Origin of the sequence: Rathayibacter sp. VKM Ac-2928 (assembly GCF_022815545.1) — a bacterium.
GTDB classification, from domain to species: Bacteria; Actinomycetota; Actinomycetes; order Actinomycetales; family Microbacteriaceae; genus Rathayibacter; species Rathayibacter festucae.
This window is the reverse complement of the sequence record NZ_JALGRU010000001.1, coordinates 1474411-1486530: the sequence shown is the minus strand read 5'-3', so window position 1 is coordinate 1486530 and position 12120 is coordinate 1474411. Positions and strand designations below refer to the sequence as shown.

The window sequence follows — 12120 nt, the reverse complement described above, 5'->3', positions numbered from 1 at the left end:
GATGACTCCGGAGCTCCTCGACCGATTCGCGCACTGGTTCGACGAGGGGGCGCCGGTCGCGCCGACGCTGAGCTGGGCGCTGTTCGACCGCGACGGGCTGATCGCCCGGCACGGTCGCGGGGAGCACCGGCTCGACGGCGCCGCGCCGGACGCCGGCACCGTGCACCGCATCGCCTCGATGTCGAAGAGCTTCGAGGCGGCGGCGGTGCTGATCCTCCGCGACCGCGGGCTGCTCGACCTCGACGACCGGGTGAGCGCGCACGTGCCCGAGTTCGCGGATCCGGTCGACGCCGCTGGCCGGGAGCTGCCGGTGACGCTCCGGATGCTGCTCAGCAACTGCTCGGGGCTGCCCGAGGACAACGGCTGGGCCGACCACGTGATGGCGATGCCGCAAGCCGAGTTCCTCGCGCTGATCGCGCGCGGGCTGACCTTCACCGAGCGGCCGGGCGAGGTCTACCAGTACTCGAACATCGGCTTCTGGCTGCTCGGGGTGATCGTCGAGAACGTCTCCGGCGAGGACTTCGTCGCCTTCGCGAGCCGGACGATCCTGGAGCCGCTCGGCCTCGCGAGCACGCGCTACGACGTGGGCGCCTACCCCGAGGGCACCGACCTCGCGCAGGGCTTCAGCAGCTTCGACGAGGGCGCCACTTGGACCGCCCGCCCGTACACCGGCACCGGCGTGGGCGCCTGCGCTGCGAGCATGTACAGCACCGTCGGCGACATCGCGCGCTGGAGCGGCTGGCTGTCATCGGCGTTCGAGGGCGCCGACGGCGGCATCGAGGACGGGGACGCCGACGAGGCCGTGCTCAGCCGCGCCTCCCGCCGCGAGATGCAGCGCGGCTGGACCCCGGTCCCTGCGCTCAGCCCCCGCGCTGGCGAGAGCACCCTCGACGGCTCCGCCTACGGGCTCGGCCTCGTGATCGAGCAGGACGTCCGCTTCGGCGCGATCGCGCACCACTCCGGCGGGCTGCCCGGCTGGTCCTCGAACATGCGCTGGCACCTCGAGTCGGGCCTGGGCGTCGTGGTCTTCGCGACCACGAACGGCGCCAAGCTCGCCGCGGCGGCCACGGGCCTGCTGCGCGCGGCGCTCGAGGACGCGGAGCCGCCGGCCCGCACCATCGCGGTGCACCCGTCGACGCTGGCGGCCGCCGTGGCCGTCGAGGCGGCGATCGTCGGCTCCGGCGATCCCGCGCGGGCCGAGGAGCTCTCGGGCGGCGTGCTGTTCAGCCCGAACCTCCTGAGCGACGTGCCCGCCGAGGTGCGCGCCCGCCGCCTCGCCGCGGTGCTGGCGGAGGTCGGCGGGCTCGCGGAGGAGCCGACCGCCCGGCCCCTGCGCGAGCGGCTGCTCTGGAGCGCCTCCGCGGCGCAGGTCGCCTTCACGCTGCCCGGCCGGGACGGCGAACTCGAGGTCCGGCTGGAGATGACGCCGACCCTCCCCGCGCTGCTGCAGCGCTTGGATGTCGTGAAGCGGGAGGCGCTCGAGTCGCCGCCGGTGGTCCGCTCCTACCGCCCCACCCTGGACTAGGCGCACATCGGGACAGCGCACATCGGAACAGGGCAGGCTGGTCGGATGACTGCGCGCACTCCCGACGACCACCGCCTCGACCGGGTCCGCGTCCGCGGCGCCCGCGAGAACAATCTGCGCGACGTGGACGTGGACATCCCGCGCGACGCGCTGGTCGCCTTCACCGGCGTCTCCGGCTCCGGCAAGAGCTCGCTCGCGTTCGGCACGCTCTACGCGGAGGCGCAGCGCCGCTACTTCGAGTCGGTCGCGCCGTACGCGCGGCGGCTGATCGATCAGGTCGGGGTGCCGGACGTCGACGCGATCGACGGACTCCCGCCCGCCGTCGCGCTGCCGCAGCGCCGGTCCGGTGGCTCGGCGCGCTCGACCCTGGGCAGCGCGACCACGCTCTCGTCCGTGGTGCGGATGGTCTTCTCCCGGGTCGGCACCTACCCCGAGGGCGCGCCGATGCTCCTCGCGGAGGACTTCTCCGCGAACACCGTCCAGGGCGCCTGCCCCGCCTGCCACGGGATCGGCCGCGTCTACGACGTGCCCGAGGAGCTGATGGTGCCGGACGACTCGCTCTCGATCCGCGACGGCGCGCTCGCGGCCTGGCCGACCGCCTGGCACGGCAAGCAGCTGCGCGACAGCCTGATCTCGCTCGGCTACGACATCGACGTGCCCTGGCGGACCCTTCCGGCGGAGGAGCGCGAGTGGATCCTTCACACCCAGGAGTCGCCGCAGGTGCCGGTCTGGACGGATCGCGGACCGGCGGAGGTGCGGGCGGCCGTGGCGGCGGGGGCCGAGCCGCGGTACATGAGCACGTTCCTCGGGGTGAAGCGCTACGTGATGGACACCTTCGCGGGGTCCAAGAGCGCCCGGATGCGCGAGCGCGCGGCCACGTTCCTGGTCAGCGTCGCCTGCCCGGACTGCCACGGCAAGCGGGTGAAGCCCGAGGCGCTGGCGGTGAGCTTCGAGGGGTTCGACATCACGGAGCTCTCGGCGCTGCCGCTCGAGGAGCTCGCGGCGCTGCTGGCCCGCGTGCTCGAGCGGGACTGGGTGCCGGTGGGCGGTGGCCCGCTCGCCCCGGAGATCCGGCTCGCCGCCCAGCGCCTCGTCTCGGATCTGCTCGGCCGGATGGCGCCGATCGTCGACCTCGGCCTGGGCTACCTGTCGCTGGACCGCTCGACGCCGACGCTGTCCTCGGGCGAGCTGCAGCGGATGCGCCTCGCGACCCAGGTGCTCTCGCGGCTGTTCGGCGTGGTCTTCGTGCTCGACGAGCCGTCGACGGGGCTGCACCCGGCCGACACGGAGGCGCTGCTCGGCATCCTGCGCTCGCTGAAGGACAGCGGCAACACGGTCTTCTTCGTCGAGCACTCGCTCGACGTGATCCGCGAGGCCGACTGGATCGTCGACATCGGCCCGGCGGCCGGCTCGGGCGGCGGCACCGTCGTCTACTCGGGCGAGCTCGACGGGCTGCGCGAGGTGGACCACTCGATCACCCGGCGCTACCTCTTCCCCGAGACCGCGGAGCCGACGCCGCCGCTGCCCGCCCGGCGGACGCCCGACGCGCAGGTCCGGCTGGTCGACGTGGCGCGCAACAACCTCCGCGGGCTCGACGTGTCGTTCCCGCTCGGCGCGCTGACCGCGGTGACGGGGGTGTCCGGGTCGGGGAAGTCCACGCTGGTCAATCGGGCACTGCCCGATCTGCTGCGCGCGAGTCTGCAGGCGGATCTGGCGGGGGAGAGCCCGGAGCCGGACGAGTCCTCCTCCGACGACCCGCTGCTCGACGCGGACACCGCCGTCACCACCGGCAGCGCGACCGGTCCGGCGGAGCGGCTGCGCCGGGTCGTGCAGGTCGGCCAGACGCCGATCGGGCGCACCTCCCGCTCCAACGTCGCGACCTACACCGGGCTCTTCGACCGCGTCCGCGCGCTGTTCGCGGCGACTCCGGAGGCGAAGCGGCGCCGCTACGGGGCCGGCCGCTTCTCCTTCAACATGCCCAGCGGCCGCTGCCCGGTCTGCAAGGGCGAGGGGACCATGGAGGTCGAGCTGCTCTTCCTGCCGACGGTGCAGGCGCCGTGCACGGAGTGCGGCGGGACGCGCTACAACGCCGAGACGCTCGAGGTGACCTGGGGCGGGCGCTCGATCGCCGAGGTGCTCGCGCTGAGCGTGACCGAGGCCCGCGAGGTCTTCGCCGAGGAGACGGAGATCGGCCGGCACCTCGACGCGCTGCTCGACGTGGGCCTCGGCTACGTCGCGCTCGGGCAGCCCGCGCCGGAGCTGTCCGGCGGCGAGGCGCAGCGGGTGAAGCTCGCGTCGGAGCTGCGGCGGGCGCAGCGCGGCGACACGCTCTACCTGCTCGACGAGCCGACGTCGGGACTGCACCCGGCCGACGCGGACCGGCTGCTCGGCCACCTGCAGCACCTCGTCGACGCGGGCAACACGGTGATCGTCGTCGAGCACGACATGCGGATCGTCGCCGACGCGGACTGGGTGATCGACCTCGGGCCCGGCGCCGGAGACGCCGGCGGCGCGATCGTCGCGACCGGCACGCCGGAGCAGGTCGCGCGGGCGGAGGGCAGCCGGACGGCGCCGTACCTGCTGGCCGCGCTGGAGCGGCGCTCGTAGGGCATCGGCGTCGCGCGGAGGGGGAGTGCCCGGCGGGTGGCCGAGGGGCTAGCGTGTGCCGCATGCCCGCCTCCTCCCGCCGTGTCGTCCCGGCGCTCCTCGCCTCCGCCCTCGTCGCAGGGGCTCTCGCCCTCCCGGCGCCCGCCCTCGCCGACACCGCTGTGAAAGCGGGGACGAGCGGAGGCACCAGCTCCGGCGACCCGTACTTCCCCGGCCTCGGCAGCTCGGGCTTCGACGCGCTCAGCTACAGCCTGTTCCTCACCTACGACCCGGCGCCGCGGGCGCTCACCGGCCGGGCCGTCGTGACTCTCGCGCCGACGCAGGAGCTGAGCTCGTTCTCCTTCGACCTGCGCGGACTGACGGTCTCGAAGGTGTCGGTGAACACCCGGGGCGCCGCCTTCACGCAGGTCGGCGACGAGCTGACGATCACGCCATCCCGCTCGCTGAAGAAGGGCGCGCCGACCCTGGTCGACATCCGCTACGCCGGCACGACCGGCAACCCGGTCGACGGCACCGGCGCCCCGTACGGCTGGTGGTCGACCGACGACGGCGCGCTGGTCGCGAGCGAGCCCGACGGCGCCTCGACCTGGTACCCGGTGAACGACTCGCCGGCCGACAAGGCCCGCTACTCCTTCACCCTCACGGTCCCGGAGGGGCGCACCGCCGTCGCCAACGGGGTGCCGGTGGGCTCGCCGGTCACCCGCAACGGCTGGACCACGTCGAGCTGGGTCGAGACCAGTCCGATGGCGAGCTACCTCGCGATGGTGAACATCGGCGATTACGACCTCGTCCGCTCCCGGGCGGGCGGCGTCGTCAGCATCGACGCGGTCGATCGCGACATCTCCGGCGAGGCGCGGGCGAGCACCGAGGCCGCCCTCGCGCGCCAGGGCGAGATCATCGACTACTTCACGGGCGTCTTCGGCGCCTACCCGTTCCGCTCGGGCGGGGCCGTCGTCGACGACGAGGAGATCGGCTACGCGCTCGAGACGCAGGGACGCTCGTTCTACTCGGGCAGCGCCGACACCTCGACCGTCGCGCACGAGATCTCGCACCAGTGGTTCGGCGACAGCGTCACCCCGCGGCTCTGGTCGGACATCTGGCTGAACGAGGGCTTCGCCACCTACGCCGAGTGGCTGTGGGCGGAGCACGACGGCGGCCCGACCGTCGAGGAGTCGGCCGCGGAGGTCGCGTCGATCCCCGCCGACGACCCGTTCTGGGCGACGAAGGTCGCGGATCCCGGCGCGCTCGGCCTCTTCGACAGCCCGATCTATGCACGCGGCGGACTCACCCTGGTCGAGCTGCGCTCCACCATCGGCGACGAGGCCTTTGGCACGCTGCTGCAGCGCTGGGCCGCCGAGAACCGCTACGGCACCGTCACGACGGCCGACCTCCAGGACCTCGCCGAGTCGGTCTCCGGCCAGGACCTGACCGCCTTCTTCGACACCTGGCTCCGGACCCCGTCGAAGCCCGCGGGCCTGTAGGCGTCTGCTGGTCGAGCAGGGCGGCGCACGTCTCAAGACCCACCCATCGGGTGACGGTGGATCTCGATACGCCCTCTGCGAGGGCTACTCGATCGGCATGAATCGGTACCGGCGTGCTGGGCAGGCGTGACGGACCCATGTTGGTCGAGTAGCGCGCAGTGCGTATCGAGACCCACCCGCGGGGTGACGGTGGATCTACTTGGAAAGGGATGGTGACCTTTCACGCGGTTCTGGGGGTGAGGGTGATGTCGTAGCCGAGGGTCGCGAGGGTTCGGAGGGCGTTGTCTCGGGTGCGTTCAGGGTGGCGGGGGCGGTAGTAGTCGGATCCGAGTTCGTCGTAGGGAACGCCGTTGCGGAGCATGTTCCAGATGATGGTGAGGAGTGTGTGTTCGATGGCGACCACGGCTTTGAGTCCGCCGGTTCGGTAGCTCACTCGCCGGTATTTCGCGTAGAGGCGTCCGTTCTTGGAGCGGATGATGGTGAAGACGACGATTCCGAGAGCGGCTTTGAGGTAGGCGTCGCCGGGATTGATGTGCGCTGATTTGGTGCGGCCTGCTGATTGATGGAGACCTGGTGCGACTCCTGCCCAGGAGGCGAGGTGTCCTGCGGTGGGGAAGACGCTCATATCCGCGCCGATCTCGGCGATGATCGTGTCTGCTGCGTTTTCTTTGATGCCCGGGATCGTCATCAGGAGTTCCCGGGTTCCTCGAAAGGGTTCGATCACCTTCTCGATTTGATCGGTGATCGCTGCGATATCTTCGGTGATCGCGTCGATGCGGCGCAGGTGTAATCGCACCATGAAAGCGTGATGATCCCGGAATCTGCCTCGCAGGGATTCGATCAACGCCGGCGTCTTCTTCGCTAAGGAAGCGTGCGCGAGCGCGGCCAAGGCTTCCGGGTCGCGTTCCCCGGCGACCAGGGCGTCGAGGATCCGCCGGCCTGTTTGGCTGCCCAGCGTGGAGAGGACGGAGCTGATCTTGATGCCGGAGTCCTCGAGGTTCTTCTCCAGTCGAGCCCACTCGCGGTGCTGCTCCTGCCCGAGGTGGCGGCGGGTGCGGGTCAGATCACAGAGCTCCCGGATCCGTTCCGGGGGCACGAACGAGCTGCGAAGCATGTTGTGAGCGGCGAGTTCCGCGAGCCATTGCGCATCCAGGACATCCGTTTTCCGGCCCGGCATGTTCTTCACCTGCCGGGCGTTCACGAGTTCCACGTTCAATGTCTCCGCGAGCGTGAAGAAGAACGGCTTCCAGTAATCACCCGTCGCTTCCATCACGACGACCTCGACCTCGGCCGCTTCCAAGTCCTGCCGCAGTCGCTCTATCTCGGAGACCGTGGACCCATACGTCGTCACCGTCTTCGTGAACTGATTCCGCCGCCCTGCCGGGAGCCGCAGACAGACCTTCGCATCTCTCTTAGAGATATCCAAGCCCGCGGCACGTTCGTAAACGACATCCATGACACCCTCCGATCGACTTCATCGGCGCCGGCCGGCATCGACGAGCGTCGCGGGGAGAGCAGGGATCAGAGTGATGAATCTACTTGTCGGGCTCCACCGGCACGAGAACCGGATAGGCACCAATCCGCGGTTCCCGCGGACGCCCTCCAGGCCACGCTCGATAACAAGCTCGAAGCATCAAGATACATCGGCCTCGACCGCAACCCCTCCATCGTCCAACCACAACGAGCCAGCCACAAGATCCTTTCCCCGCCCTGCGCTGGCGCCGAAGGCGCCCCCTCCGCTCGATACTCCCTCTCCGAGGGCTACTCGGTCAGCATGGATCGGCATCGGCGTGCTGAGCAGGCGTGAGCGGGCCGGCGGACCATGAAGCGGCGCATGGGCGAGCGCGAGCGCGCTCATTTCATGCTGGTCGAGTAGCGCGCAGCGCGTATCGAGACCCACCCGTCGGGTGAGGGTGGATCTCGATACGCCCTCTCGGAGGGCTACTCGATCAGCATGAGGCGGCGCGTATCGAGACCGGCGTTCGTCAGAACGGTGGTGGTGCGTCGTCGAAGCGGGGGCCCGGTGGGGCGCCGGCGAGGGCGGGTGGGCGGATCGTGATGCGGCGGCCGGTGGGGGTGGTCCAGACGATGCTGCCGTCCTTGCGGGGGACGTAGGTCCAGCGGTCGCCGTGGCGGATGTGGTGGTGGGACGTGCAGAGGGAGACGAGGTTCTCCAGCGATGTCTCTCCGCCGTTCCTCCATTCGAGGGTGTGGTCGGCCTCCGCCCGGGACGCGGTGCGGGTGCAGCCGGGGAAGCGGCAGGTCTGGTCGCGCAGCTGGAGGTGCAGGCGCATCTGCGGGGGCGGGACTCGGTAGGTGCGGCCGACGGACCTCACGGCGCGGGTGTCCGGATCGGTGAGCACGCGGGTGAACGACGCGCCGGTGGCGACCAGGGCGCGGGCGAGGTCGGCGGGGATGAGGCCGTAGCCGTCGAGGTCCGCAGGCGCGTCGTCGAGACCGACGGCCGTCGACGCGGCGAGCGTGAGCCGCACCTCGGCATGGATGCCGGGCACGTACGACGAAGGCATCTGAGGGCCGTTGCCTGCGGGGGTGGTGCCGGCGATGTCGCCGTCGCGCAGCAGATCTGTCAGCACGTCGGCCTTCAGCTGCGCCAGGGTGCGCTCGTCGCCCCCCTCGCGGAGGGACCGGGCGATGCGGTCGACGCGCTCGGCGATGCCCATCGCGTCCGGCGCGGGGAGCAGGGCACAGAGTGTCGCCATGCCGTCGACCTCCGGCGAGATCCAGACGGTGCGGTCCTGCCGGGCGCGGACGTGCCGCTGGGCGAGGGGTTCCTCGTGCAGTTCGTCGCGGAGCCGGGTGACGATTCTTCTCAGCTGCGTGGGCGTCACCTCCGGTGCGATCTCGGCGGCGCGCTCGTCGAAGCGGGCGCGGGAGGTGGCGGGCAGGGTGGCGGCGGTGGCGCAGACGATCTCGCTCGAGTCCCACAGCAGCCGGCCCTCGGCCAGCAGGGCGCGGGTGCGGGGGAGGTCCTCGACGAGCAGCCGGGCGTGCTCGAGGACCGTCTCCGTGGCCCGCTCGGACAGGCGCAGCTTGACCGCGAACTCGGCCCGGATGGACCGCTCGACAAGGGAGTGCGCCTCGCTGCGGGAGAGTGACTTGCCGCGGGCGAACGCGTCGGGGACGGTGACCGCCGCGCGGTAGGCGAGGTGCAGGGTCTGCGCGCGGGAGAGGAGAAGCTGTGCGGAGGTGCGTCCGATCTCCGCGGCGATGTCGGTCAGCGCGTCGACGGCGGCGAGCGCGCTCGGCTGTCCTGCCGCTCCCGGGTCGCTGTGCTCATCCATACGCGTATTGAACCAGGGACCACCGACACCCGAGCGGTCGCCGGGAGGAACCCTCGGACAACTCCGCAAGATCGGGTCTGTGGAGGAGCGATTCGTCCGCGTCAACCGCCGCACCGGCGGCCCGCCCGCGCAGGGTGACGATCGGCGCCACCTCCGTCCAGCCGAGGCTCGAGTAGAGCGCGCGCCCGCCGACGCTCGCCATCAGGAGTCCCGTGGTCGCGCCGTTCTCCGCCGCCCAGGCGCTGAGGCCGGTCATCACCAGGCCGCCGAGGCCGCGGCGGCGGAACCGCGGAGTCGTCTCGATCCGGTCGAAGACGACGTCGCCGCCGCCGCTCAGCGCCGCCTGACCGCGGGCCGCGACCTCGCCCTCCGCCTCGATGCGGGCGTGCGCGACGCGACCACTCGTCTCGATCCGCACCTGCGGCGGCCTCGCGGCCCTCCGGAGCCGGGTGGTCATCATCCGCTCGTCGCTGGTCACGGGGTCGAGGCCGGCCACCGCGTCGCGCTCGCGCTTGTCGAGGTCCCCGACGATCGTCAGCCAGACGTCGGGCGCGGTGACGGCGGCGGTGAGTCGGCGCAGCTCGGGCAGCGAAGGCTCCGCGATCACGTACTCCCGGGAGCGGGTCTCCGCCGCGACCTCGACGAGCCGGCCGTCCCCGTCGCGCCGCACGAGCATCCCGCGCGACGCGCACCACCCCGCCACCCAGCGGTCCACCAGCTCTCGCGACACGACCATGACGGCACCGTACCCGGACACCCGAGCCGGTCCGATCAGGGCACGAGGTGCTGGGTGATCGATCCGCGGAGCGACCACACCGGCAGAGGGCGGGGGCGGGGCGGGGCCTCTTCAGTCCCGACGTCGTGGGGGTGGGTGGATCTCGATACGCCCTCTGCGAGGGCTACTCGATCAGCATGCCTGTGCGCGACCTCGGGCGCGACGCCAGCAGGAACGCGCGGGCGGTCCGCCCCTTGCTGGTCGAGTAGCGCGCAGCGCGTATCGAGACCCGGTCGTCGGGTGACGGTGGATCTCGATGCGCCCTCTGCGAGGGCTACTCGATCAGCATGATGCGCGCGAGTGACACCTGCGTCTCCACACGCTGGTCGAGCAGCCCCGCAGGGGCCCATCGAGAGCCCAGCTGCCCCGAGGACGGCGGTCTGCTCCGCGCCGCATCACTTCTCCGGGGTGACGACGAGGCCGACGCCGCCGCCGCGGCGGACGGGCTCGGCGACGGCGGTCATCAGGCCGGAGGGGTCGACCTCGATGGCGGCCACCGCGCCGATCTGCGCGGCCGAGGTGAAGGTGTCGCCCGAGGGCGTCAGCTGCTGGCCGAAGGGCGCGAGGTCGTCGGCGTAGGCCTCGATGAAGCCGGGCTCGGCGGAGGTGGACGCGGTGTTGCGCTGCGATGCCCGGGGCGCGGCCACCGCCTCCGGCAGCGTCATGCCGAGGTCGATGCGGTTCACGAGCGTCTGCAGCACGGTCGTGATGATCGTCGCTCCGCCCGGCGAGCCGACGACGAACTTCACCGCCCCGTCCTCGAGCACGATCGTCGGCGACATCGAGGAGCGCGGGCGCTTGCCGGGCTCGATCCGGTTCGGGTCGCCCTCCACGGGCGTCGCGGAGAAGTCGGTCAGCTCGTTGTTGAGGAGGAAGCCGCGGCCGGGGACGGTCATCGCCGAGCCGCCGGTCTGCTCGATCGTCAGCGTGTAGGACGCCGCGTTGCCCCACTTGTCGACGACGGAGAGGTGCGTGGTCGAGACGTTCTCGGTGTCCGGCTGCTCAGCGGTGAGCGCGGTCGCGCAGCCGACGCCGTCGAGCGCGCCCGGGGAGACCGGCCGTGTGGAGGCGGCCGCCGGGTCGATGGTGCAGTCGCGGGAGTCCGCGAACTCCTGGCTGAGCAGCGTCTCGGTCGGCACGTCGACGAAGGCCGGATCGCCGACGTACGCGCCGCGGTCGGCGAAGGCGCGGGCCGACGCCTCGAGGTAGAGGTGCAGGGCGCTGCCGGTGTCCGCGGCGGCGAGGTCGTGGTTCTCGAGGATGTTCAGCGCCTCGCCGATCGCGATCCCGCCCGAGGAGGAGGGCGCCATGCCGTAGACGTCGAGCCCGCGGTAGGAGGTGTGGGTCGGCGCCTGCTCGGCCACCGAGTAGCCGGCGAGGTCGTCCTCGGTCATCGAGCCGGCCGGGGCGGGGAGGGTCGAGCCCTCCGCGAGGCGCGGGTTCTGCACCGTGTCGGCGATCTCGGCCGCGAGCGGTCCGTCGTAGAACGCGCTCGGCCCGCGGGCGGCGATCCGGGCGAGGGTCTTCGCGAGGTCCGGGTTGCGGAAGGTGCTGCCGACCGCCGGGGCGTCGCCACCGGGGAGGAACAGCTCCGCGGTGTCGGGGAACTGCTGGAAGCGCTCGAGGTTGTCGAGCGTCTGGCTGCGGAAGGTCTCGTCCACCGGGAAGCCCTTGGCCGCGAGCACGATCGACGGGGCCAGCACGACCGGGAGCGGGAGGGTGCCGAAGCGATCAACCGCGGCGTCCCAGGTCGCGACCGTGCCGGGGACGCCGACCGCGACTCCGGACGAGACGAGCTGCGGGGTGAACGGGTACGGCGCACCGGTCGCCGGGTCGAGGAAGGCGTCCGGAGTGATGCCGGCCGGCGCCGTCTCGCGGCCGTCGATGGTGCTCACCTCGCCGGTCTTCGCATCGAAGTAGACGAAGTAGCCGCCGCCGCCGATCCCGGCGCTGTAGGGCTCGGTGACGCCGAGGGCCGAGGCCGTCGCGACGGCGGCGTCGGCCGCGTTGCCGCCGCGCTTGAGCACCTCGAGGCCGACCCGGCTCGCGAGCGCGTCGACCGAGGAGACCGCGCCGCCGGAGCCGACCGACGTCGACGGCGAGACGACCGGACCGCCGAGCGCGTCGCGGAGCTCCTGCGCCGTGGGGAGACCGCGGCTCGGGACGCCGGGGAAGGGCCAGTCGAGCGCGGCGGCCGGTGCGGCGCCCGCCACTCCGAGGGAGGCGACGGCGACCAGCGCGAGCGCCGCCCGTCGGAGACTGCGGATCGTGGCCATGGGGTTCCTCCATCGGAACTCGGTGCGGGCGGAGCAGGTGCCTCCAACCTAGGCCGGTGGCGGGTCGAGGGGCCAGCACTCCGCGCCTCCGAGACAGGGGAGGGCGGGCCGGGGACGGCGGAAGGGCCGCCCCGGCGGGGACGGCCCTTCTGCG

7 protein-coding genes are annotated in these 12120 nt (G+C 72.1%); 3 read left to right on the top strand and 4 right to left on the bottom strand.

Annotated elements, in window-relative coordinates:
* Position 1: 1 nt before the first annotated feature.
* The 3 genes from MT350_RS06860 (at position 2) to MT350_RS06850 (ending at position 5613) form a co-directional block, all read left to right on the top strand.
* Positions 2–1525, top strand: coding sequence for a serine hydrolase (locus MT350_RS06860; RefSeq protein ID WP_243599229.1), 1524 nt, complete (start codon positions 2–4; stop codon positions 1523–1525).
* A gap of 45 nt (positions 1526–1570) precedes the next feature.
* The gene (locus tag MT350_RS06855) at positions 1571–4132 is read left to right on the top strand and encodes an excinuclease ABC subunit UvrA (protein ID WP_243599230.1); all 2562 of its coding nucleotides are present in this window, start codon (positions 1571–1573) and stop codon (positions 4130–4132) included.
* Positions 4133–4194: 62 nt separating this feature from the next.
* Positions 4195–5613, top strand: a complete 1419-nt coding sequence (locus tag MT350_RS06850; protein ID WP_243599231.1) for a M1 family metallopeptidase — start codon at positions 4195–4197, stop codon at positions 5611–5613.
* A gap of 220 nt (positions 5614–5833) precedes the next feature.
* On the opposite strand, the gene MT350_RS06845 is transcribed toward MT350_RS06850, so the two are convergent.
* From MT350_RS06845 to ggt, 4 genes are all read right to left on the bottom strand, one after another.
* A complete protein-coding gene (locus MT350_RS06845) occupies positions 5834–7069 on the bottom strand; it encodes an IS110 family transposase (protein ID WP_243599232.1) in 1236 nt (411 codons plus the stop codon).
* A gap of 529 nt (positions 7070–7598) precedes the next feature.
* Entirely contained in the window at positions 7599–8915 is a 1317-nt protein-coding gene (locus MT350_RS06840; protein ID WP_243615595.1) for an HNH endonuclease signature motif containing protein, read from the bottom strand.
* Positions 8908–9651 (bottom strand): GNAT family N-acetyltransferase, encoded by a 744-nt coding sequence (locus MT350_RS06835; RefSeq protein ID WP_243615594.1) that lies wholly within the window; start codon positions 9649–9651, stop codon positions 8908–8910. Before MT350_RS06835 ends, MT350_RS06840 begins: the two co-directional genes overlap by 8 nt.
* Positions 9652–10085: 434 nt before the next feature.
* Positions 10086–11966, bottom strand: coding sequence for a gamma-glutamyltransferase (gene ggt, locus MT350_RS06830; protein WP_243599235.1), 1881 nt, complete (start codon positions 11964–11966; stop codon positions 10086–10088).
* Positions 11967–12120: the final 154 nt, after the last annotated feature.

What these genes read in the sequence shown, in the direction of transcription:
- ggt (WP_243599235.1), bottom strand. Translation starts at nt 11,966, where the DNA reads ATGGCCACGATCCGCAGTCTCCGACGGGCGGCGCTCGCGCTGGTCGCC.
- MT350_RS06835 (WP_243615594.1), bottom strand. Translation starts at nt 9,651, where the DNA reads ATGGTCGTGTCGCGAGAGCTGGTGGACCGCTGGGTGGCGGGGTGGTGC.
- MT350_RS06860 (WP_243599229.1), top strand. Translation starts at nt 2, where the DNA reads ATGACTCCGGAGCTCCTCGACCGATTCGCGCACTGGTTCGACGAGGGG.
- MT350_RS06840 (WP_243615595.1), bottom strand. Translation starts at nt 8,915, where the DNA reads ATGGATGAGCACAGCGACCCGGGAGCGGCAGGACAGCCGAGCGCGCTC.
- MT350_RS06850 (WP_243599231.1), top strand. Translation starts at nt 4,195, where the DNA reads ATGCCCGCCTCCTCCCGCCGTGTCGTCCCGGCGCTCCTCGCCTCCGCC.
- MT350_RS06845 (WP_243599232.1), bottom strand. Translation starts at nt 7,069, where the DNA reads ATGGATGTCGTTTACGAACGTGCCGCGGGCTTGGATATCTCTAAGAGA.
- MT350_RS06855 (WP_243599230.1), top strand. Translation starts at nt 1,571, where the DNA reads ATGACTGCGCGCACTCCCGACGACCACCGCCTCGACCGGGTCCGCGTC.